At 68.7% G+C, this 25232-nt stretch carries 11 protein-coding genes; 9 read left to right on the top strand and 2 right to left on the bottom strand.

Features of this window, described 5'->3' with window-relative positions:
• The first annotated feature begins 193 nt into the window (after positions 1-193).
• The 3 genes from ACLQ6X_RS07690 to ACLQ6X_RS07680 all read left to right on the top strand — a co-directional run bounded on the left by ACLQ6X_RS07690 (position 194) and on the right by ACLQ6X_RS07680 (position 17163).
• Entirely contained in the window at positions 194-13471 is a 13278-nt protein-coding gene (locus ACLQ6X_RS07690) for a malectin domain-containing carbohydrate-binding protein (protein ID WP_411699585.1), read from the top strand.
• Between the two features lie 98 nt (positions 13472-13569).
• Positions 13570-16668 (top strand): efflux RND transporter permease subunit, encoded by a 3099-nt coding sequence (locus tag ACLQ6X_RS07685; RefSeq protein WP_411699584.1) that lies wholly within the window; start codon positions 13570-13572, stop codon positions 16666-16668.
• Between the two features lie 9 nt (positions 16669-16677).
• On the top strand, positions 16678-17163 hold the full coding sequence (locus ACLQ6X_RS07680) for an NUDIX hydrolase (protein WP_411699583.1): 486 nt from the start codon (positions 16678-16680) through the stop codon (positions 17161-17163).
• A 120-nt stretch (positions 17164-17283) separates the two neighbouring features.
• Here the strand turns inward: ACLQ6X_RS07680 and ACLQ6X_RS07675 are convergent, their stop codons facing one another.
• Entirely contained in the window at positions 17284-17739 is a 456-nt protein-coding gene (locus ACLQ6X_RS07675) for a GNAT family N-acetyltransferase (RefSeq protein ID WP_411699582.1), read from the bottom strand.
• 140 nt (positions 17740-17879) lie between these two features.
• Here ACLQ6X_RS07675 and ACLQ6X_RS07670 point away from each other — a divergent pair, with 140 nt between their 5' ends.
• From ACLQ6X_RS07670 to epsC, 6 genes are all read left to right on the top strand, one after another.
• The gene (locus ACLQ6X_RS07670) at positions 17880-18962 is read left to right on the top strand and encodes a ScyD/ScyE family protein (protein ID WP_411699581.1); all 1083 of its coding nucleotides are present in this window, start codon (positions 17880-17882) and stop codon (positions 18960-18962) included.
• A 377-nt stretch (positions 18963-19339) separates the two neighbouring features.
• The gene (locus ACLQ6X_RS07665) at positions 19340-20464 is read left to right on the top strand and encodes an O-antigen ligase family protein (RefSeq protein ID WP_411699580.1); all 1125 of its coding nucleotides are present in this window, start codon (positions 19340-19342) and stop codon (positions 20462-20464) included.
• Positions 20465-20734: 270 nt separating this feature from the next.
• Positions 20735-22855, top strand: coding sequence for a DEAD/DEAH box helicase (locus tag ACLQ6X_RS07660; protein ID WP_411699579.1), 2121 nt, complete (start codon positions 20735-20737; stop codon positions 22853-22855).
• Positions 22856-23010: 155 nt separating this feature from the next.
• A complete protein-coding gene (locus tag ACLQ6X_RS07655) occupies positions 23011-23373 on the top strand; it encodes a nuclear transport factor 2 family protein (protein WP_411699578.1) in 363 nt (120 codons plus the stop codon).
• 115 nt (positions 23374-23488) lie between these two features.
• Positions 23489-24421, top strand: a complete 933-nt coding sequence (gene cysK / locus ACLQ6X_RS07650) for a cysteine synthase A (protein ID WP_411699577.1) — start codon at positions 23489-23491, stop codon at positions 24419-24421.
• Position 24422: 1 nt separating this feature from the next.
• Positions 24423-24965: a serine O-acetyltransferase EpsC gene (epsC, locus tag ACLQ6X_RS07645; protein WP_411699576.1), complete on the top strand. Its 543-nt coding sequence runs from the start codon at positions 24423-24425 to the stop codon at positions 24963-24965.
• 15 nt (positions 24966-24980) lie between these two features.
• Here epsC and ACLQ6X_RS07640 read toward each other — a convergent pair.
• Positions 24981-25232, bottom strand: a 252-nt coding sequence (locus ACLQ6X_RS07640) for a VanZ family protein (RefSeq protein WP_411699575.1), incomplete at its 5' end; no start/stop codon positions are given.

Here is a 25232-nt window from a genome sequence, read left to right as displayed (position 1 = left end):
TGTCGAATATTTACCACTAATTTTTGACCATCACAGTCGTGTCCCTCGAAAGGGTGTCCGACCGTGTCGGGGAAAAGCTTTCTGCGGTCTTACCCATCGTGGTCGCCCCTCGTCCAGAGTGCTTTACCCGAACTTGCCGTGCCCACGTTGTCGTGGGCGGGGCGCGATCGGTTCGACCCGAAACGGACCTGTCATGCCGCTTTTCACGCGACCCTTTTTCGCGCGCCGCACCGCCTTCATCCCCGCCTCTGTGGTGCTCGCCGCCCTGCTCGGCTCGCTGCTGCAGGCCACGCCCGCTAGCGCCATCGCCGCCGCTGACGTGCCGGCTGACCCGGCCGCCTGGGCTGCAGCGCCGTACTCGCCGATCGGCTGGGGCGAGCTTGCTCCCGCGGCAGGGTCGCTGGAACTCACCTTCGACGCGGAGGCCGGCGGCCTGCCCGATTCGGCCGGTATCGGCACCGGGCTCACGGCGGTGCAGCCGTCTAGCGCCGCGGCGAGTTCGCCGTACTACCTCCCGGCGAACATCACCGTCGGCGGAGGCGCCTTGACAATCAACGCGACCAAGGGCATCGCCAACGGCACCAACAACAACCAAGACAACACGCTCGGAGTCGGCCTCGCTTCGGCGGGCAAGGCGCTGCTGCTCACGACGACGGTGACGAGTCCCGTCGCCACCGGATTCGCGCAGGGCGGGCTCTGGTTCGGGGCGGACGACAAGAACTACATCAAGCTCGTGATCGCCGCCAACACCGACACGGGCGGACGGCAGGTGCAACTCGCCAAGGAGATCAACGACGTCTCGCTGCCGGCGCCGAGCGTCGACCAGGTCGCTATCACCACGACCCAGACCGCTCTCGCCGCGGGCCCGGTCACCTTGAACCTGCTGGTCGACTCGATCAACCGCCGCGTGAGCGCCACCTACCGGGTCGGCACCGCCGCGCCGGTCGCCGTCGGCACGCTCGCCGACGTACCCGCCGCGTTCTTCTCGGGCGCGCTGCTGGCGCCGACCACCCGCCCCGCCGACTCGACGGTCACCGCGTTCGGTGGCGTCTTCGGCACCAAGCGCAACATGGCCGAGACCACCCCGCTGGCCTGGGCGTTCCAGAACTTCGCCTACGCCGAGGTCGATGTCACCCCGCCGGCGGCACCCTCGCAGCTCGCGGCATCCGGCACCCCCTCGACCGTCGATCTCGGCTGGACCGCACCGGCCGACACCGACGTCGTCGGCTACCGGGTCTACCGCTCCGCCACTTCGCCTGTGGCTCTCACCGGAACCCCGCTCTCGGGCGCGACCCCGATCGCCGCCACAACGTTCCGTGACGTCGCCACCTTCGGCGGCAGCAACTACCACTACGCCGTCGTCGCGGTCGACGCCCTCGGCAACACCTCGCCCGCCGCGGCCGTCGGGCCGGCCGGTTCGTCCGTCCCCGCCGGCGACCCGGTCGCCCGCGTCGACTTCACCACCGCGGCCGGAACCCCCGTAGCCGGTTACACGAAAGACGACGGCTCGGCCTACACCGCTGCTCGTGGATCGGGTTGGACCGGACCCGACGGCGCACCGCTCGATCTCACCGCGTCGACGCGCATCCGCGCCGTCTCGGGTCAGGCCGCCGACCCGCGTCTCGCCTCGATCATCCACCTCCAGCTCGCCGCCAACCCGACGGCGGGCAGCTGGCGCCTCGATGTACCCAACGGCGTGTACACCGTGGTCGCCGGCGTCGGCGACAGCGGCGACGGCATCGTGAACGGCTACGACAGCACGCACGTGATCAACGCCGAGGGCGTGCGCGTCGTGGCGCCGTTCGTCGGCACCGCCGCCCGCCAGTACGACGAGGCGGCCACGACCGACATCACCGTCGCCGACGGAACCCTGACCATCGACGCGGTGGCCGGCGCGAACACCAAGCTCGCCTACCTCGAGGTCTACCGCACGGCGCTCACGCTGATCACCCCGGCCGTGCCGACCGGCCTCGCCGCGACGATCGACGGCGAAGACGTCAGTCTCGGCTGGCAGGCCGCCGAGTCTGCCGTCTCGTACAAGGTCTACCGCGGCACCACCTCGGCGGTGGACACCAGCGCAGCCCCGCTCGCCACGGTCACCGAACCCGCCTACATAGACCTCACGACCGAGGCCGGATCGACCTACTTCTACGTGGTCGCCGCGACCAGCAGAGACGACCGCGACTCGGCGCCCTCCGCTCCCCTCGAGGTCGTTGTGCCCGAGGCCGAAGAGCCGACCCCGCCGCAGCTCTGCGCGGCGGGCACCTGGAAGGCCGAGCTGTTCGGCGGCACCGCGCTCGCCGGAACCCCCAAGTCGATCACCTGCGTCAGCGCAATCGACCAGTCGTTCACGGGAGGCACCTACCCCGTGGGTCTCGACGGTCCGAACCAGTACTCGATGCGGTTCAGCAAGACCGTGAACGAGGGTGCCGGCAGCTACCAGCTGACCACCCGCACCGACGACGGCGTGCGCGTGCGTGTCGACGGCGCCCTCGTGCTGAACGCGTGGACGGCGCAGTCCGCCGACCAGACCCGCGTCGTGCAGGTGCCGCTCGGCGACGGACCGCACGAGATCGTCGTCGAGTACTACCAGGGCTTCAACGACGCCTCGGCGAAGGTCACCTTTACCAAGACCATCACCGCCTGCCCGCCCGGACAGTGGATGTCGGAGTACTTCGCCGGCACCAGCCTCGCCGGAGTCGTGACCAAGCGCGCCTGCATCGACGAGATCGACCAGGAGTTCGGGGTGGGCGAGGGCCCGGCCGGCGTCGGTTCGAGCCTCTACTCGGCGCGGTTCACCCGCGCGATCAACGAGGGCAAGGGCACCTTCGAGTTCACCGCCCGCGCCGACGACGGCGTACGCGTGAGCGTCGACGGCGAGCGCATCATCGACGAGTGGAGCGACCAGAGCGCCACCGAGCAGTACTCCGCCGAGGTCGCCCTGTCTGCGGGCAGCCACCTCGTCGTCGTCGAGTATTACCAGGGCTACAACGAGGCGGCCATCGAGGTCGACATCGTCAAGACCAGCAGCGACACCGAGGCGCCGACCGCCCCCGCCGAGATCTCTGCGACGGCGGATGACGACGAGATCGAGATCGGGTGGTCCGCATCCGTCTCGACCGACGCTGTCGGATACCGTGTGTTCAGAAGCGAAAGCCTTCCTGTGGATGTGACGGGCACACCGCTGAGCGGAACGCAGGATCTCACCGCCCGTTCGTTCGTCGACACCACCGCCGAGCCCGACACCCAGTACCACTACGTCGTGGTCGCGGTCGACGACGCGGACAACGCCTCGCTGCCCTCCGCCCCGGCTACCGCCCTGATCTCGACCGTGCCCGACACCGAGGCGCCGCTCGCGGCCACCGGTCTCGCCGCCACCGCCGGAGGCGGCTCGGTGCAGCTGGTCTGGGCCGCTCCCGCGTCGACCGACCTGGCCGGCTACCGGGTCTACCGGTCGACCGAACCCGCGGTCGCGACCACCGGCACCCCGGTCTCGGGCAGCGCGCTCGTCGCCTCGACCGGCTACACCGACGGCACGGTGACCAACGGCACCACCTACTTCTACGTCGTGGTCGCGGTCGACCTCGCCGGCAACGCCTCGACAGCGTCGAACGAGGTCGTCGCCGTGCCGAACGTGCCCAACACCACGAACGTCAAGGTCGACTTCACCGCCACGAACGCGGCACCCGTCAGCGGCTACGTCGCCGACTGGGGCCAGGCCTACGGCCTGCGCACCGGCGCGACGCAGGGCGCCGGCACCCTCAGCTACGGCTGGCTCGACACCGACGGCCACGAACTGAGCCTCGTCAGCAACGGCCGCGACCGCGAGCGCGCGGGTATCCCCGCGCTGCTCGACTCGATCATGCACATGCAGTACGGCGACGCCAACGGCGGCACCGGAACGAACGGCATCAAGACCGAGGGCATGTGGGAGCTCGCCGTACCCGACGGGCTCTACTCGGTGAAGATCGGCGTCGGCGACGAGAAGGGCGCCGAGACCTACGACTCGAACTACGTCGTGAACGTCGAGGGCAGCCTCGGGGTCAACGGGTTCGTCGGCAGCGACGCCACCCAGTACTCCACCGTCACCACCACCGTCGGCGTCTGGGACGGCAAACTCACCATCGACGCCCGCGGCGGCGTGAACACCAAGATCGGCTATATCGAGGTCGTCGGGCTGGCACGCGCGCCGCACGTCGACACCGTGCTGCCCGAGAACCGGGTGACCGGCCACGACGTGAACGCCGGCGTCTCGGCGACCATCAAGGTGCCCTACGCGGGCATCGGTCTGAAGCCGTCGTCGCTTCCCGGCAACGTGCACCTGTATGCCGTCGCCGGTGGCGCCGAGGTTCCGACGACCGTCGGCTCGTCCGGCGGCAACGACGTGATCTCGCTGGCCCCCACCACCCCGCTCGCCCCGAACACCCAGTACCGGTTCGAGGTGACGAGCGGCGTCACCGACAACTTCGGGGTTCCGTTCGTGCCGTTCTCGTCGCTGTTCACCACCGGATCCGGCGAGACCGGCGCGAGCGGCGAGTTCACGCCGCTCACCGGTGTCGGATTCCAGAAGGTCGAGCTGCCCACCGGTCGCGGCAAGTTCTGGGCCTCGTTCGCCTTCGGTCCCGACGGCAAGCTCTACGGAACCACCATCGGGCAGGGCATCTTCCGCTTCGACGTGGCCGCCGACGGCACGCTCGGCGAACCGCAATCGCTGGGTTACGAGGGCGTCGCGCACATCGGCCTGCTCTTCGACGAATCGGCCACCGCCGACAACCTCAAGGTCTGGGTGACCCGCACCACCGCGAACTTCAGCGAGCAGGGACAGTGGGTCTCGAGCATCCACCAGCTCTCCGGCGACAGGCTGCAGGTCGACCGCCCGGTCTTCGAAGGCCTCCCGCGCTCGCTCTCCGACCACCTCACCAACTCGATGGCGTACGGCCCCGACGGACGCATCTACTTCCAGCAGGGTTCCAACCAGGCGTCGGGTGACCTCGACAACGCCTGGGGCCAGCGCGGCGAGCAGCTGCTGACCGCCGCCACCCTCGCCTTCGACCCCGCCAACCCGCAGGTGGCCACCGCCGCCAACGGCGGGGCGGCGATCAACGTGAAGACCGCCGACGGCGGAACGTACTCGCCGTACTCCGCAGGTGCTCCGCTCACGATCTATGCGAGCGGCATCCGCAATGCCTACGACCTGGTCTGGCACTCCAACGACCATCTCTATGTGGCGACCAACGGCACCGCCGGCGGCGCGAACACCCCCGGCGTCACGGCCAACCCGAACGGCACGTTCACCCGCACCGCGGCGCCCGGCATCCCCGGCTTCTCGACCGTGAACGGCAAAGACGTGACCGCGCAGTGTGTGCGCCGCGGCTACACCGGCGGCACCGTTCCGCCCCAGGGCAACATCGCCACCCAGCGCGACCTGCTCTTCGACGTGGTGGCCGGCGGCTACTACGGCCACCCGAACCCCGAGCGCTGCGAATTCGTTCTCAATGCCGGCAACAACCCGGCGACCCCCGACGCTCCGGGAACTAAAGAGGTCAAGTACCCGCTCGGCACTGCGGCAGATCCGAACTATCGCGGCGTCGCGTACGACTTCGAGTTCAACAAGTCGCCGAACGGCGCTCTCGAGTACACGAGTGCGACGTTCGGTGGCCAGCTCAAGGGCCGCCTGCTGATCACCCGCTTCTCGAACAACAACGACCTCATCTTCCTGCAGCCCGACTCGACGAGCGGCAAGATCCTGGGCGCACAGACCTCGGTCGGCATCACCGGCGTCGCGAACACGACGATGAGCGGCGTCGACGGGTTCAACGACCCGCTCGAGGTCGTCGAAGACAAGAGCAACGGCAACCTCTACGTCAACCAGTACGACCGCAGCGGGGGCGACCAGCGCCTCTACCTGCTGCGCGTGCCGGCCAGCCAGCAGGCCGCGGCGATCTCGAGCTCGGTCGACGAACTCGTCTTCTCGGCGGTGAAGAACGGCACGAGCGCGGCCAAGTCGGTCACCGTGACCAACAACGGCTCGAAGCCGATCGCGCTCGCCAACACGCTCACCGGCGGCCAGACCGGTGAGTTCATCGTCACCGGCGGCAACACGACCCTGGCGCCGCAGGGGTCTGCCGTGCTCAACGTCACCTTCAAGCCGAGCGCCACCGTCGGGCAGCGTGCCACCACCCTGCGGCTGACCGCGGGCGACAGCACCGTCAACGTCGGGCTGTTCGGTCTCACCATGAACGGCATCGAGGGCGGCAACGAGCCCACCTTCGCCAACGTGATGGGCACCCTCGGCTATGCGATCAACGTCGGCTGGACCAACCTCGAGGGCGGCGTGCAGCCGACCGCGAAGGGTGACGAGATTCTCGAACCGCTGTTCGTGAAGAGCGGCACCGCGGCGCCGACCATGACCCCGCTGGCGCAGTACGCCCCGAAGGAAGACCTGCCGTTCGGCTGGTACACCGGCGACGGCTCGACGGCCGAGCGGGTGAAGCTCGGATCGATCGACACGAGCGGATACCAGTCGCTGCTGCCGCCGTCGAGCCCCGGCACCGTGCCGAGCTTCGACCCGGGCGCCGCGAAGTTCGGCTTCTACTACTACTCGAACACCTTCCAGCGCACGGGCTTCACAGAAGACCGCCTGAACACCGGCATCGCCCACCGCGCCCGCATCTACCCGGCGAAGAACCGCGCGGGCACAATAATGACGAACTCTTACATCGTGGCCTTCGAAGACGCCTCGAACGGCGACTATCAGGACTACGTGTTCCTCGTCACCGGCGTGAAGCCGGCCACCGACACCGGTTCGGTCGACGGCGGCGTGCGTGTCGACTTCACCACGGCGACCGCCGCGGTTCCGACCGGCTACCTGCGCGACTACGGCCAGGCGTTCAGCCTGCGCACCGGAGCCGGCCAGGGCACCAGCCTGTCGTACGGCTGGAAGAACGACGTCACCGAGAACGATGTCGACCTGTCCGTCGGCGGCACCGCCGGCAACGGTCGCGACCGCGCCACCAGCCAGACCGACCAGCGCCTCGACACCTTCATGCACATGCAGGGCTCCGACGTCACCGGCACCTTCAACGGCACCCCGATCGACGCGCTCTGGGAGCTCGCCGTGCCGAACGGCCAGTACACCGTGACCGTGGCGGTCGGCGACCCGGCCCCGCAGACCGACGTGGAGATCCACCAGATCAACGTCGAGGGCACCGCGCTCATCGAACGCTTCACCCCGAGCGGCGCCGCCGGTGCAGCGACCAGGCACAGGACGGTCACGCAGGTCGTTACCGTTGCCGACGGTTTCGTCACCGTCGACTCCCGCGGCGGCCAGAACACCAAGATCAGCTACATCGACGTGATCCCGGTGACCGACGGCGGCGGAGACGACCCGACCGACGGCGCACAGGTGAAGGTCAACTTCCGCACCCCGGACGCTCCGGCGACGGACGGTTGGACCGCCGACGTCGGTGGCGCGTTCACCGACGCCGCCGGCTTCGGCTGGGTCACCGCGACCGGCGCCCCGGTGGATCGCTCCACCTTCCTGCGTTACCGCCCGGCCCCCACGGCCGGCATCGCCTTCCCGGCCGACCCGCTGCTGCGGTCCGGCGCCCACCTGCAGGCCCCCACGGCCGCGGTCTGGGAGTACGAGGTGCCCGACGGCGAATACGAGGTCGCGGTATCGGTCGGCGACTCCGCCTTCCTCGACTCGGTGCACACCGTCACCGCCGAGGGCCAGCCCGTCGTCGCGACGTTCGCGCCCACCGGCACCACCCCCTTCCAGACCGGCAAGCGCATGGTCACCGTGACCGACGGCAAGCTCACCATCGCCGGCACCGGAACCAACACGAAGATCAACTGGGTGTCGATCAAGGGCGACGGGCTCGAAACGCCTCCGCCGGCCGGGGCCAGCACGAAGGTCAACTTCCAGCCCTCCACGGTCACCGCTCCCACCGGATGGGTCGCCGACACCGGCGCCGCCTTCGACGCGGCCCGCGGTTACGGCTGGTTCACCGGCGGCGTCGCCACCGACCGCTCGGCGGCCACCCGCTACCGCAACGCGCCGACGCAGGGCATCACCTACCCGACCGGCGACCTGACGCGGCAGACCTTCATCCTCACCCAGGCCGGCCCGGTCGACGGCGTCACCGACGGGGTCTGGCAGTACTCGGTCGCCAACGGCACCTACACGGTGGCCGTCTCGGTGGGCGACGCGGGCTTCCTCGACTCGGTGCACGGCGTCACGATCGAGGGCACCCCGGTCATCACCTCGTTCACGCCCACGGGAACGACCCCGTTCACCACCGGCACCGCCGAGGTGGTCGTCAGCGACGGCTTGCTCACGCTGACCCCGACCGGCACGAACACCAAGGTCGACTGGATCACCATCACCGGCGCGGAGATCGCGGCCCCGTCGATCACCGTCACCTCGAACGGCACCGCCGTCGGCGCCAGCTCGACCAGCGGCCCGGCCAACGTGGTACTCGCGGCCACGGCGGCCGGCGGAGCGACGGTCTCGTCGCTCAGCTACGCGCTCGACGGCGCGGCGGCCACCCCCTACACGGCCCCGCTCGCGCTCGGTGTCGGCAGCCACACCCTCGTGGTCACCGCCGTCGACTCCGCCGCCCGCACCTCCGCCCGCACGGTGGCCTTCACGATCGAAGACATCGGCGGAACCCTGGTGCTGCGCAACGAGCAGGCCACCCGCGTCAACGGTGCTCCCATCCCCGGCTTCAGCGAAGACTGGCTGGTGATGCAGCGCATCAACAGCGGCGTCGTGCTGCACCAGACGGTCGACACCGCAACGGTCACCCTGACCAACTCGGGCACAAAGCCGCTGCGCATCTCCAGCATCACGATCAGCGGACCGCAGGGTGCACAGTTCGAGATCACGGATGCGCCAGCCGGCGTTCGCACCGTCGCTCCCGGCGCGTCCACCCCGGTCACGGTGAAGTTCATCGCCACCACGGGCGGCAAGGGCGTGCGCGCCGCGCAGCTCGTGATCACCTCGAGCGACCCGGCCCAGCCGGTCACCACCGTGCAACTGCGCGGCGGCTACATGACGGCTCCCGAGGGGGGCAGCGAACTGACGCTGCCGCAGATCTCCGAGCTGTTCGGCTGGACGACCGACATCGGCGCCCTCGAGAACGGCGACGAGATGCGCACCTCGCCGCTCGCCGGCGAGGAGGTGCGGTCGCTGCTCTGGAAGCGCGCCGACGCCACCCTCCCCGTGAACGTGCGCCAGCTCGCCGCTTTTCACGGCTGCTGCGACCAGACCGAGGTGGTCAGCGTCAACGGCGCCACCGCGCGTCACGCCGCACCGTACGGACAGTCGATCCTGCCGCCGACCGCGACCGCGACGCCGACCCAGCTGTCGACGAGCCCGACCGGCAACTTCGGCATCATCGTCGCCGGTCAGAGCACGAACAACATCGCGTACATGGCCTCGAAGACCTGGCCGGTGCGCGACCGCAACGGCGCGATCGTCGCCGGAGCCTGGATCGTCGGCCACGACTACGTGAGCTCGCCGAACCAGTGCGGTATCGCTCCGACGAACTGCGACTTCCAGGACAACGCGTACCTCATCACGAACGTGCTGCCCGTCGCATCCAGCGACACGGTCGCACCGACGGCACCGGGTACGCCCACGGCCACGGTCGGCACCTCCGACGTGACCCTGGCCTGGCCCGCTGCGGTCGCGGTCGCACCCGACCTCGCCGGCTACCACGTCGAGCGGGCGACGAGCGCCACCGGCACCTATACGCGCCTCACCTCGACGCCGATCCGGGCCACCGGGTTCGTCGACTCGGCGCTGCCGGCCTTCGCCAACACCCTCTACTACCGGGTGATCGCGGTCGACGCGTCGGGCAACGTCTCGACTCCCGCCGCCTCGGGTGCCGTCGACATCTCCGGTGTCACCGGCCGCGCGATCCTGATCAAGTCCGGAGGCGCGGCGGTCACCACCGGCGGCCGCACCTTCATCGCCGACACCTTCTTCACGGGTGGTGCCGCGTACCGCAACCCCGCGGTCACGCAGATCGCCGGAACGACCGACGACGCGCTCTACACCTCCGAGCGCAGCGAGGCACCGGCGTTCGCCTACGACATACCCGTGCCGAGCGGCCTCTACGAGGTCAAGCTGCACTTCGCCGAGATCTACCACGGCGCGACCGGCGGCGGCACGGGCGGTGCGGGCAAGCGCATCTTCGACGTCAACTTCGAGGGCGGGGCCACCGAGATCCCGGCACTCGACCTGAACGCGCGGGTCGCACCGATGACCGCCTACGTCACGACCAACTCGGTCGGCGTCACCGACGGCACCCTCGACATCGACTTCTCGGCCCGGGTGGACTACCCGACGATCTCGGCCATCGAGGTCGTGCGCGTCGGCGATGCGCCGATCCCGCCGGCCGCGCCGTCGGGAGTCACCGCGACCGTCGCGGGCGCATCCGTCGCCGTGTCGTGGACCGCCGTCGCCGGAGCCGCCGGCTACACCGTCGAACGCGCGACCTCGGCGACCGGACCGTGGAGCGTCATCGGCGGAAGCGCGCCGATCACCGCGACAAGCCTGACGGATGCCGCCCTCCCGTTCACGTCGACGACGTACTACCGGGTGACCACCGTCTCGGCGTCCGGCAGCTCCGCGGCCTCCGCGGTGGCGTCGGCCGACGTCTCACGGCTGTACGTGCCCACCGCAGTCACCGCGACGCCGAACGCGAACGGCGTGACCGTCGCCTGGACGGCTCCCGTCGGCAGCGGCGTCACCGGCTACCGGGTAGAGCGTGCGCTCGCCGCGGCCGGACCGTTCACCACCATCAGCACCTTCGCGGTGACCGGGCTCAGCTTCACCGATTCGGCGGTGCCGTTCGGCAACGCCGCGCACTACCGGGTGATCGCGCTCGGGGCCGGCGGAGCGGTGTCGGCGCCGAGCGCCGTCGCCTCGACCGACATCACGGGGGTAGCCCAGTCGATCCGCGTGAACGCCGGCGGGCCGGCACTCACCGTCGGCGGTAGAACGTGGTCGGCCGACTCCGGCTTCACCGGGGGTAAGGCCTACACGAACCCGGCCGTCACCCAGATCGGCGGAACCACCGACGACGCGCTCTACCTCACCGAGCGCAGCGCCACGACGAACCTCGCACCGTTCGCCTACGACTTCGCGCTGCCGAACGGCAGCTACGAGGTGAAGCTGCACTTCGCCGAGATCTTCCACGGGGCGACCGGCGGTGGCGCGGGCGGCAACGGCAAGCGCGTCTTCTCGGTGAACCTCGAGGGCGGACCGGCCGAGCAGGCGAACATCGACCTCAACGCCCGCGTCGGATCGATGACCGCGCTCGTCACCACCAACCTGGTCACCCTCACCGACGGAAACCTCGACATCGACTTCACGTCGACCGTCGACCAGGCCAAGATCTCGGCGATCGAGATCGTGCGCGCGGTCGTGCCGCAGGCACCGACCGGGCTTGTCGCGACGACCACGTCGAGTGCGGTGAACCTGGCCTGGCAGGGCACGCCCGGGTTCTACGTGCAGCGTTCGGTCGCAGCATCCGGCCCGTGGGCCCGCATCAGCGGCGCCTCGCTGCTCACCACCGGCGCCTACACCGATGGCGCCCTCGCCGTCGGTGCCACCGCCTACTACCGGGTGGTCTCGGTCGGGGCGACCGGGCTGGAGTCGCCGGCGTCGGCCGTGGTCTCGGCCACGATCGCACCGCCCGTGCAGCAGCCGGTGCGCATCAACACCGGTGGTGGCGCGCTCACCCTGGGCGGCGTCACCTGGCTCGCCGACAGCTACTCCACCGGCGGCAAGGTCTACTCGAACCCGGCGGTCACCCAGATCGGCGGAACCACGAACGACCAGCTCTACCTGAACGAGCGCAGCACGACCGCCGCGCCCGGGTCGTTCGGCTACAACGTGCCCGTCGCCAACGGCGTCTACACGGTGAAGCTGCACTTCGCGGAGATCTTCCACGGGGCGACCGGCGGTGGAGCTGTCGGAACGGGCAAGCGCGTCTTCAACGTCAACTTCGAAGAGGGCACGCCCGAGATCAGCGGGCTCGACATCTCTACCAGGGTCGCGCCGATGAACGCGTTCATCACGACCAACCGGGTCACGGTGACCGGCGGCAACCTCGACATCGACTTCGCGTCGACGGTCGACCAGCCGACGATCGCGGCGATCGAGATCATCCCGGGAACGATTGCGGATGCCACGGCTCCCGCCGCACCCACGGGTGTCGCCATCGCGGCGACCGGGTCGGGCAACACCGTGACCTTCGCGGCGAGCGGGTCGGCCGACGTGAGCGGTTACATCGTGGAGCGCGCCTCGGCGGCGGCCGGACCGTTCACCCGGCTCACCGCGGTGCCGACCGCCGGTCTCTCGTTCGTCGACACCACCGCGCCGGCCACGGCGGGCACGGTCTACTACCGGGTGACCGCGGTCGCCTCGAGCGGACTCACCGCGACGAGTGCGGTGGCCAGCATCACCCGCGCGGCGACCGGGCCGACCGTGCGGATCAACGCGGGTGGACCGGCCGTGACCACGGGCGGCGTCTCCTGGCTCGCCGACTCCTTTTACAGCGGCGGAGGCAAGTCGTACAGCAACCCGGGCGTCACCCAGATCGCCGGCACCGCCAACGACGTGCTCTACCTCAACGAGCGCAGCACCACGGTAGACAAGGGTTCGTACTCCTACGACATCCCGGTGCCGAACGGCGCCTACACGGTGCGGCTGCACTTCGCCGAGATCTACCACGGCGCCACTGGCGGAGGCGCGGGCGGCAACGGCAAGCGCGTCTTCTCGGTCAACCTCGAGGGCGGGGCCACCGAGATCGCCGGGCTCGACCTGAACGCGCGGGTCGCGCCGATGACGGCGGTGGTGATCGAGAACACCGTCACGGTGGTCGGCGGCAACCTCGACATCGACTTCTCGGCGGCCGTCGACCAGCCCACGCTCGCGGCCATCGAGGTCGTGCCGGTGCCGGTGCCGGCCGTGACGCCGCCCGCGCAGGAGGCGCCGACCCAGGTGCCGACCCAGACGCCGCCGGGCCCGGATGTCGCGCCCGCCCCGACCCCGCAGGTGTCGCCGAGCGTCGCTCCCTCGGTGTCGCCCACCGCTACCCTGTCGGAGACTCCGGCCGCCGGGCCCGCCGTGGCCGCGACCCCGCGCGGCTTCGCGCCGCTCTCCCGCCTCTTCCCGCTGGCGGAGGGACTCGTCGAAATGCCGGCATCGTCGGTGGTCGCGTCGCTCGATGCGTCGCAGGATGCGACCCAGGAGGCGCGTCAGGGTGCCGTGGCCGCGAGTGGCGGTTCGGCGGAGCCGGAGGCCGGGGCCGGGCCCGAGGTCTTGTCGGCGTCCGCCGCGTCGTCGATCTCGCCCCTCGACGACCCGCGGGCACGCGCATTGCTGCTGGTCCTGCTGCTGTCGGCGATAGCCGCCGTCGGTACCACGGTGGTACGGCGCCGGTGGCACAAATAATCCGACGGGAGTATGTGGCCGGCGCGCGCGACAAGGGATAATTTGGGGCAGCGCACGTCGTTGTGCTTCGCCCACAACAATCCCAGGGAGCCTGCCCCGTGCACCTTTTGTCCGTGTTCAGCCTGCGCAACCGCGCGCTCATCGCCCTCGTGACGGTCGTCGTCGGCATCTTCGGCGGTGTGGCGCTCACCTCGCTGAAGCAGGAGCTCATCCCGTCGCTGTCGCTGCCGCAGATCTTCATCGTCACCTCGTACCCCGGCGCCAGCCCCGAGGTCGTGAACGAAGACGTGTCGACCCCGATCGAGACCGCCATCCAGAGCGTGCCCGGTCTCGATGGAACCACGGCGACCTCCAACGCGAACGTCTCCACCATTACGGCATCGTTCGCCTACGGTACCGACATCACGACCTCCGAGCAGAAGGTTCAGCTCGCGATCAACCGCCTGTCGTCGCAGCTGCCCGAGAGCGCGGAGACGCAGGTGCTCACCTTCAGCCTCAGCGACCTGCCCGTCATCCAGATCGCCGTCACCAGCGACCTCGACCCGCGCGACCTGTCGGCGCAGCTCGAGAACACCGCGATCGCCGACATCAAGCAGCTCGAGGGTGTCAGCGACGCGAGCCTGCTCGGTTCCACCACCCAGCGCGTCACCATCACCCCCGACGACGCGGCACTCCTGGCTGCCGGCCTCACCACCCAGTCGATCCGCGACGCGCTCGACGACAACGGCGTGCTGCTGCCCGCCGGTGAGATCACCGAAGACGGCAAGACCCTCACTGTCCAGGCCGGCTCGCGCATCCAGTCGACCGACGACCTCGCCGCCCTGCCGCTGCTCGGCGCCCGCACCCCCACCACCCTCGGCAGCGTCGCCACCGTCACGATCGCCGACGACCCGGTGACCGGAATCTCCCGCGTCGACGGCGAACCCTCGCTCACCATCGCCGTCACGAAGTCGCCGGCCGGCAACACCGTCGAGGTGTCGAAGCTCGTGCAAGACCTCATCCCCGAGATCGAGGAGTCGCTCGGCAGCAACACCGAGCTGACCGTGGTCTTCGACCAGGCACCGTTCATCGAGGAGTCGATCAACAGCCTCGCCGTCGAGGGCCTGCTCGGTCTCGTCTTCGCGGTCATCGTGATCCTGGTGTTCCTGCTCTCCATCCGTTCCACACTCGTGACGGCGATCTCGATCCCCGTCTCGGTGCTCATCACCTTCGTGGGCATGCAGGCCTCCGGTTACACGCTCAACATCATCACCCTCGGCGCGCTGACGATCGCGATCGGCCGCGTCGTCGACGACTCGATCGTCGTGATCGAGAACATCAAGCGGCACCTCGGCCTCGGCGAAGACAAGAAGACCGCCATCCTCACTGCCGTGCGCGAGGTCGCCGGCGCGGTCACCGCGTCGACCGTGACCACGGTGGCCGTGTTCCTGCCGCTCGCACTCGTGGGCGACGTGACGGGCGAGCTGTTCCGCCCGTTCGCGCTCACCGTGACGATCGCGCTCGCCGCGAGCCTCTTCGTCTCGCTCACCATCGTGCCCGTGCTGGCCTACTGGTTCCTCAAGGCGAAGCCCGTGCACAAGCACGCGGGCGGTGTCGAGCCGGTCGCCGACGAGCTCGACACCCCGAGCGCGCTGCAGCGGGCCTACCTGCCGGTCATCCGCTGGACACTGAAGCGCCCGTTCGTCACCATCCTCTCGGCCGTGCTGGTGCTCGCGCTCACCGTGCTGGTGACCCCGCTGCTGAAGACCAACTTCATCGGCGACAGCGGCCAGAACACGCTCACCGTGACCCAGACCCTGCCGCTCGGCTCGAGCCTCGAGGTGCGCGACGAGGCGGCCATGAAGGTCGAGGACGCGCTCATCGGCCTGCCCGGCGTCGAGACCGTCCAGCTCTCGCTCGGCTCCAGCGGTAGCTCGCTCACCGCCGCCTTCTCGGGCGGAGGATCGAACACGTTCTCCTTGACTACAGACCCGGATGTCGACCAGGAAGAGTTGAAGGCCGACGTGCGTGATGCGGTGGCCGACATCGACGACGCGGGCGAGATCAGCCTCGCTGCGGCGAGCTCGGGCTTCGCGTCATCCGATATCGAAATCAACATCACGGCCAACGGCTCCGAAGACCTCACCACCTCGGCCGACGCGATCCTCGCCGAGGTCGAGAAACTCGACGTCGTGGCCGAGGCGTCGAGCAACCTGTCGGTGACGCAGCCGTACATCGCCATCGTGGTCGACCGCGATAAGGCCGCACAGGCCGGGCTCAGCGAGATCGCGGTCGGCGGCATCGTCACCGCCGCGATGAACCCGAGCGCGAGCGGCTCGGTCGTGATCGACGAGGAGACCCTCTCGATCTACATCGATAACGAGAACGCGCCCACGACGCTCGCCGAGATCCAGGGCTTCCAGATTCCGACGGCGACCGGCCTGGTGCCCCTCTCCGACCTGGCCACGGTCGAGCAGGCCGACGGCCCCTCGAGCATCACCACCATCAAGGGCGTGCGCAGCGCGACCGTGAGCGTCACCCCGGGCAGCGACGACGTCGGAACCGCCTCGTCGCTCGTCTCCGCGGCCGTCGCCGAGGTCGACCTGCCCGCCGGCGCGAGCGCCGAGCTCGGCGGCGTCACGTCGCAGCAGGGCGACGCGTTCCAGCAGCTCGGTCTCGCGCTGCTCATCGCCATCCTGATCGTCTACGTGGTGATGGTCGCGACGTTCAAGAGCCTGCGCCAGCCGCTGCTGCTGCTCGTGTCGGTGCCGTTCGCGGCGACCGGAGCGATCCTGCTGCAGGTCGCCACGGGCATCCCGCTCGGTGTGCCGTCGCTCATCGGTGTGCTGATGCTCATCGGAATCGTGGTGACCAACGCCATTGTGCTCGTCGACCTGATCAACCAGTACCGCGAACGCGGCATGAAGGTGGGCGAGGCGATCATCCACGGTGCCTCGCGCCGACTGCGCCCGATCCTCATGACGGCGTTGGCCACGATCTTCGCGCTGCTGCCGCTCGGCATCGGACTCACCGGACACGGCGGCTTCATCTCGCAGCCGCTCGCGATCATCGTGATCGGCGGCCTCGTGTCGTCGACCGTGCTGACGCTCGTGGTGCTGCCGGTGCTGTACTACCTGGTCGAGGGCGCCAAGGAGCGCCGCACCGACAAGCGGGCCGCTCGCGAGGCCGAGGCGCTGACCGCCGAGCCCACCGCCTAGGCTCGACGCATGGCAACTCCCGACTTCGTCTTGGCCCTACGCGAGAAGGTCGGCACCCACCCGCTGTGGCTCTCCGGAGTCACGGCGGTGGTGCTGCGCGACGGTGACAGCATCACCGGCACCGAGGTGCTGCTGGTGCGGCGCTCCGACACCGGCGCGTGGACCCCGGTTACCGGCATCATCGACCCGGGCGAGGAGCCGGCCGTGGCCGCCGCCCGCGAGATCCTCGAGGAGGCGAACGTCGTCGCGAGCGTCGACACCCTCGTCTGGGTGAAGGTCACCGACCCCGTGCGCTACGAGAACGGCGACGAGTCGCAGTACCTCGACCTCATCTTCCGCTGCAGCTACGTCTCGGGCGACGCCTTCCCCGCCGACGGCGAGAACACGGAGGCCGCCTGGTTTCCCCTCACCGCCCTGCCCGAGATCAGCGTCGACATGCGCGGACGCGTCATGAGCGCGGTCGAGACCGACGGCACCGCCCGCTTCGAGGTCTAGCCCAGCCGCTTCTCTGCCAAATGAAGGAGAAAGTGCGGTCGAGTCACACGTTCTCGCGGATGCGCGGCCCGCGCCGGCGAAATCTCCTTCATTTGGCAGGTCGACGACGATAGAGGGGCGCTAGGCGAGCCGCTTCTCCATGCAGACGCTCGACTCGTCGCCGACGTACTTGCCGAAGTTCGGGATGTGCACGTAGCCGTGCTTCAGGTAGAGCGCGATCGCGTCGGGCTGCTCCCAGCCGGTCTCGAGACGGATGACAGAGACGGATGCCGCGGCGGCAGCCTCGGCGAGGCGCCCGAGCAGCGCGCCCGCGACGCCGCGGCCCCTGTGGGTCTCGGCCACGAACATCCGCTTCACTTCGGCGGAGCCGTCGCCGTTCTCGACCAGCGCGACGATGCCGGCCAGCCCGTCGTCGCGCGCCACGAACAGCGTCACGCCCGGCCGCTCGAGGTCGGCGACGTCGAGCTTGTGGTACGCCTCGGGCGGGTAGAGGCTCAGCGCGTATTCGTCGGCGGCGCGCATGAGCTCGAGCACGTCGGGCTGGCGCGGGGCCTCGATGGTGATGGTCGTCGGCATCCGTCAATTCTGTCCCCTTGACGCCCCGCTCCGGCCCCGAGAAGGATGGGCGGCATCGCGTGACGAGCTGCGCGACACGACGCCGGCAGCATCGCCGAAGCGACGAATGCCACCGGTGGTGAAACCAACCGGAGGAAAACATGACAATCAAGCGAACAAGGGCGTTCGCGGCGATAGTGGCGGCACTCGTTGTGCCGACGCTGTTGGCGACGTCCCCGGCAATGGCGGCACCGACGGGAGGATCGCCCGGCCACCACCCGCCCGTACCGGTCGCGGAGGCGCACCTCATCGCATCCGGCCTGCAAGGCGCGACGGGCAGCGCGATCGGCCCCGACCGCGCACTCTATGTGACCGAGGGCGCGATCGGCCAGATCACCCGGGTCGACCCGAGAACGGGCGAGACCTCGGTCTACGCCAGCGGCTTGCCCGCCTCGGTGATCGGCATCGGCGGCGCGATCGACATCGACTTCGTCGGGCGCACCGCCTACGTGCTGGTGACGGTCGTCGGCGACGACGCACCCGGCCCGAACGGCCCCGGAACCTCGGTCGACGGCATCTACCGCGTCGACGGCCCGACCAGCTTTACGGTCGTCGCCGACATCGGAGCCTGGTCGCTGGCCAACCCGCCGGAGACCGACTTCTTCCTCTCGCGGGGTCTGCAGTTCGCGCTGCAGGCCACCCGGTCGGGCTTCCTCGTGACCGACGGCCACCACAACCGCGTGCTCAAGGTGTCGCGGTCGGGCGAGATCAGCGAGCTGGCCACCTTCGGCAACACGGTGCCGACGGGCCTCGCCGTCGACGGGCGCACCGTCTACATGGCCGAGGCCGGGCCGGTTCCACACCTCCCCGAGACCGGCCGCATCCTGGCGTTCTCGGCCCGCAATCCCGAGCCCCGGGTGATCGCGAGCGGGTACAGCCTCATGATCGACGTGGAGTTCGGCAAGTGCGACGTGCTCTACGGGCTCTCGCAGGGTGACTCGCCCGGCGTTGTGCCCGACGGGTCGCCCGCGCTCGCCGACAGCGGCGAGCTGCTGCGCGTCAACCGCAACGGCACCATGACCCCGGTGGTGAGCGAACTCGATCTGCCGACGTCGCTCGAGTTCATCCGCGACACGGCCTTCGTCGTAACCCTGAACGGCGAGATCTGGCGGGTCGACGACGTGTCCGGTGGCCCGTGGCGGCACGGTTGCCGGGACGGCGGGCGCCACAGCGACGACCTGTAGACGGACATAAAGGGGCGGATGCCGCGGCTGCAGCCTGCGCATGGCGGTGGTCGCGGCATCCGTCTGTTCGGAGACGAAGCTGGCACAATTGCGGGTCATGCAGTAGCGTCACGCGAGTCTGGGTGCAGCTATGTCTCCCGCGATGCCTCCCCCTCCGACGGCGACATGATGGTCGTCACGAGCAACCGCGCGCTTTGTGAATTGCGCAGACCGTGTTGCACTACCTCGTGGGTAGGTCGGATATTCGAGCGGGCTCGCGTGGAGCCTTGTCGGGATTCACACTTTCTGTCCCCCCTTGTCCTAAGTCGCGGGCGCTACAGTGAAGAAGGGCAGGCGAGGGCGGGGGGCGACGTGGGTAAGCCAGTTAGTATCGCCGTATGACGGTCCTTAGAGAATGGCGGATTATCGCGCTGGCCATCGTCGCAGCGATCACCGTTTTCTCTCCGTTATCGACGACGACCCCGCTGATCGTCGTTTCCGCGATCGTATTTCTCGCGTCCCGACCGCTGAACTTCCGATTCGACGTGCCCGCGATTCTCGCCACGGGGATCGTCTTTTTCTCCGCCCTCTCCTCACTGTGGTCTATCAACATCCCGGTGACGTTCAGCGCCGCCGTCACGAGCGGGGCGCTGTCGATGTACTTCATCGTGTCTCGATACGTGACAACAAACCGGCTCCAGCTCGGTATCTTGGCGGGCGGCTATCTGGCGGGCTGCCTGATACTGCTCGGCCGCTTGATTGAATTGCGCGTCTCGAAGCCCGAGACCGTGCGGCTTAATCTCATCGATGTGAATGCGAACTATGCGGGGTACGCGTTCGTCGCCGGTTTCGGCGTCGTAGTGCTGCTCGCGGCCGCGATGAATAGAACCAACGCCGTGGTCGCCATTCTCGCCGTCGTCACGGTTCTGCTCGGAATAGGCATTGTCATGGCAGGTTCGCGCGGGAGTTTCGTCGGGCTCGCGCTGCTCGTGGTGTGGTTGCTGGCCTCGCGGTTCCTCAAACGACCGCCCCTCTGGGCCTTGGTCGTCGCCTCGGCTCTAGTCGCTCTGACACTGGCAGTGGGAGTCATCGACCGTTTGCTGCCTGTTGTCGAAAACGTTCTGGGTCGTCCCACGGGAACGTGGTCCGGGCGCCTTCTCATCTGGCCGATCGCCCGGGAATGGTGGTTGGATCACTTCTTCATCGGGTCCGGGGCCAGCACCCTCGCGGTGGCCAATCCGATGGGAATCGGAGCTCACAACTTAATCCTCGAGCTGGGGGCCGGCCAAGGCATCGTAGGTGTCGCCCTATTCCTGACTTTCCTCTGGTTCACCTTCGTCAAGCAGCCACCTCTTCTGGTTGGCTCTTTCATCGCGGTGAGCCTCGCCAGCTACTTGACCGGTCACTGGGATCTCGCGCCAGCAGCGTGGGTCGTGCTCGCCCTATTCTCCCGAGCGGATCTGACAATCAAGACGAACGCCGAGTCGTCACTCGACCTCCAACCCGAAGCTGCGATCGACTGACGGATCACAATGACGCCGAAGCTCGCTTAAGCTCGCCTCATGCAGTAACGTAGACAAGTCGGCTCGAGACAGCACGCACTGCGTGTATGGGTTTGTAAGTCTTAGAGGCCGGTTTTCCAGCGCATCCGCTGCGAAAAAATCACACGAATGTATGTGACGGCCTCGGTCAAAGACTGCCCGGGTTCAGAAGTGCAACTCACGCGTACTCCACAATCGCGTTTGCATCTGCACGTGTACTTTCACGTAACTGAAACAACCCAGGAAAGAACTATGTCCCCGTACTCCAAGCCTGACTACAACAAGTCGGACCGCGACAACAAGAAGCCGTACACCCCTCGTGGTGGCGACGCCCGCAACTCCCGCCCCGACCAGGGCGGCGCACCCAAGAAGCGCTGGACCGGCGACGACCGTGCAGCACGCACCGGCGACCGCCCCTCGACCGGCGACCGCCGTCCCGACTGGAACCCGCGCGAGAAGCCCGCTTACGGCGACCGCCCGAACCGCAGCAATGGCGCACCCCGCTCCGAGCGTCCCGCCTACGGCGACCGTCCCGCGCGTCCCGCGTACGGCGACCGCAACGAGCGCCCCACCTACAACGACCGCCCGGCCCGCCCGTCGTACGGCGACCGCCCCGCGCGTCCGACCTACGGCGACAGCACCGACCGCCCCGCGCGCACCGAGCGTCCCGCCTACGGCGACCGCCCGGCCCGCACCGAGCGTCCCAGCTACGGCGACCGCCCGGCCACGAACGACCGCCAGCCGCGCACGCCCTACAACGAGCGCGCCGGCCGCACCGAGCGTCCGAGCTACAACAGCGACCGCCCGGCCCGCCCCAGCTACAACTCGGAGCGCCCCGCCCGCACCGAGCGTCCCTCGTACAACTCCGACCGTCCGGCCCGCACCGAGCGTCCGTCGTACGGCAACGACCGCCCGAGCTACAACTCGGAGCGCCCCGCCCGCACCGAGCGTCCCTCGTACAACAACGACCGCCCGGCCCGCACCGAGCGTCCCTCGTACGACCGCGCAGAGCGCACCGAGCGTCCCTCGTACGGAGCACGTACCGAGCGCCCCTCGTACGCCGACCGCGCCGAGCGTCCCGCCCGCGACTCCAGCTACTACCCGGCCAAAGACGGCGCTGCGAACAAGTCGCACTCCGGCGGCGGCATGCAGGAAGACGTCGTTCTCGAGCGTCTCGAAGCGGCCGTCATCACGGCCAAAGACGTCGAAGGTGTGACCTTCGGCGACCTGGGCCTCGGCGCCAACATCGTTCGCCAGCTCGAGTCGATGGGTGCAGCGGCTCCGTTCGCCATCCAGGCCGCGACCATCCCCGACGTTCTCGCCGGCAAGGATGTTCTCGGACGCGGCAAGACCGGCTCGGGCAAGACCATCGCCTTCGGCGCACCGCTCGTCGAGCGCCTCATGGAGAACAACGGTGGCAAGGACCGTCAGGCCGGCCGCAAGCCGCGCGCCCTGATCCTCGCCCCCACCCGTGAGCTCGCCATGCAGATCGACCGCACGGTTCAGCCCATCGCCCGCAGCGTCGGCCTGTTCACCACCACGATCGTCGGTGGCGTTCCGCAGTACAAGCAGGTTTCCGCCCTCCAGCGCGGCGTCGACATCATCATCGCGACCCCGGGCCGCGTCGAAGACCTCGTCGAGCAGGGTCGCCTCGACCTCTCGAACGTCATCGTCTCGGTTCTCGACGAGGCCGACCACATGTGCGACCTCGGATTCCTCGAGCCCGTGCAGCGCATCCTCAAGGAAACCAAGGAAGGCGGCCAGAAGCTGCTTTTCTCGGCAACCCTCGACAAGGGTGTCGCCACCCTCGTGAAGCAGTTCCTCAAGAACCCGTCGGTTCACGAGGTCGCCGGTGAAGACCAGGCCTCCTCCACGATCGACCACAAGGTTCTGCTCATCGAGCAGCGCGACAAGCGCGAACTCATCCGCGAGCTCGCTTCGGGCGAGGGCAAGACCCTGGTCTTCACCCGCACCCGCGCGTTCGCCGAAGAGATGAGCGACTTCCTCGAAGACGCCGGCATCCCCGCGACGAGCCTCCACGGCGACCTCAACCAGAGCCGCCGCACGCGCAACCTGCAGCTGCTCACGAGTGGTCGCGTCAACGTTCTCGTCGCGACCGATGTCGCGGCACGTGGCATCCACGTCGACGACATCAGCCTCGTCATCCAGGCCGACGCTCCCGAGGAGTACAAGACCTACCTGCACCGTTCGGGCCGCACCGGCCGCGCGGGCAAGGTCGGTACCGTCGTCACGCTCATCCCCCGTGCGCGTCGTCGCAAGATGGACGAGCTGCTCGAGCGGGCCGAGATCAAGGCGCAGATGATCCAGGCCGCTCCCGGCGACAAGGTCGTCTCCGACCTCGCCGCCCTGTAGCCACTTCGGTCGCTGAGCTGCCTAACGGTCGCTGAGCTTGTCGAAGCGCAAGGCGCTCATCCCTCAGGGGTGGGCGCCTTTCGCCGTTAACCGACGGTGCCGGATGCGCCGCAACCCACTGGCGCGTGTCGGTGGCCGCGGATAGAACGGTCACCATGACTACGACAGACGATGTGACCCGCTGGGTGGAGGCCTACCGTTCCGCCTGGATCAGCAACGACGCCGACGAGATAGGCGCCCTCTTCACCGAAGACGCCCTCTATGAGTTCCGCCCGAACGACCCCGACCCCTGGCGCGGACGCGACGAGATCGTCACCGGCTGGATCGAGGAGCCGGACAGTCCCGAGGTCTGGAAGCTCGATGTGCGCGTGCTCGGTGTGCTTGCGGATGACACGGCTGTCGCACAGGCGTTCGTGGAGTATCTCGACGACCGACCCGACTACGACGACCTCTGGTTCATCGAGCTCGAGAACGGGCGGGCGCGGCGCTTTACCGAGTGGCCGGTGAAGCGTTCGTAGAGTCAATCATTATGTGAGCGTGTTACGTCACATTAGGGAGAACGGGCCCCGCCCACTCATCGCGTCCCTAAGCTTGGCCTAACGCTTTGCCGACCGGTCTAGAGAGAGAACACGCATGCCCGTCTACAACGACATCACAGAGATCTTCGGAAAGACCCCGCTCGTGCGCCTCAACAAGGTGACCGAGGGGCTCGGCGCCACGGTGCTCGCGAAGCTCGAGTTCTACAACCCCAGCGCGAGCGTCAAAGACCGTCTCGGTGTCGCCATCGTCGACGCCGCCGAGAAGAGCGGTGAGCTGAAGCCGGGCGGCACGATCGTCGAGGGCACGAGCGGCAACACCGGCATCGCCCTCGCGATGGTCGGCGCGGCCCGCGGCTACAAGGTGATCCTCACCATGCCCGAGACGATGAGCAAGGAACGCCGCGTACTCCTGCGCGCGTACGGCGCCGAGCTGGTGCTGACCCCGGGCGCATCCGGAATGAAGGGCGCAGTCGAAAAGGCGGCCGAAATCGTGGCCTCGACCCCCGGCGCCGTTCTCGCCCGCCAGTTCGAGAACGAGGCGAACCCCGCTATTCACCGCGCGACCACCGGACCCGAGATCTGGCAAGACACCGACGGCACCGTCGACATCTTCGTTTCGGGCATCGGTACCGGCGGAACCATCACCGGTGCGGGCAACTACCTCAAGGAACAGAAGCCCGGCCTGCAGGTAGTGGCGGTGGAACCCGCCGAGAGCCCCATCCTCAACGGCGGAGCGCCCGGCCCGCACAAGATCCAAGGCATCGGCGCGAACTTCGTGCCCGATGTTCTCGACCGCGAGGTCTACGCCGAGGTCATCGACGTCAACATCACGCAGAGCGTCGAAATGGCCCGCCGTCTCGCGGCCGAAGAGGGCATCCTCGGCGGCATCTCGAGCGGTGCGACCGTCACGGCCGCCCTCGAGCTCGCCGGCCGACCCGAGAACGCCGGCAAGACGATCGTCGTGATCGACGCCAGCTACGGTGAGCGCTACCTCTCGACCGTTCTCTACGAAGACCTGGTCGACTAGCGTGCCGTTCTCCCGCACCCGGGAGGACATCGCCACCGCCCGCCACCGTGATCCCGCGGCACGAAACGGGCTGGAAGTCTGGCTCACCTACTCGGGACTGCACGCGATCTGGGGCCACCGCCTTGCCCACCGGCTGTGGAAGTGGCGGTGGCTTCTGCTGGCGCGCGTCGTATCTCAGCTCACCCGGTTCCTTACCGGCGTCGAGATTCACCCCGGAGCCGTCATCGGTCGCCGGTTCTTCATCGACCACGGCATGGGCGTCGTGATCGGCGAAACGGCAGTGATCGGCGACGATGTCATGATCTACCACGGCGTCACTTTGGGCGGTCGAACTTCGCTGCCGGGCAAGCGGCATCCCACGCTGGGCGACCACGTCGTCGTTGGCACGGGCGCGAGCATTCTCGGTCCGGTCGTCATTGGAGCGAACTCGGTCGTCGGCGCGCACGCGGTCGTGTTGACGGATGCGCCGGAAGGCTCTCTGCTGACGGGTGCTCCCGCGAAGCCACGGTCCCGCACTCCGCACACGCCCGACTTCTATATCTAGCGGTTCGGTCGCTCGCTAGGGACTCGGTCGCTTAGCTTGTCGAAGCGCCGCGCCGACGGTCTCGCGTTCCAGCCGACGCACAACAGTACGTAGGGCGAAAGCGAGGCCGGCGCCGATGAACGCGCCCGTGGAGTTGGCGATAACGTCGCCGACGGAGGCGAACCGCGCCGAGAACGCGATCGCCTGAACGAGCTCTATTGCGATCGACATTGCCGGCCCGACTACGAGCGCGAACCACGAGAGGCGGTAGGGCAGCAGCATCGCGAT

Source organism: Conyzicola sp., assembly GCF_046714715.1.
GTDB lineage: Bacteria > Actinomycetota > Actinomycetes > Actinomycetales > Microbacteriaceae > Conyzicola.
This window is presented reverse-complemented; position numbering and strand designations above follow the sequence as displayed.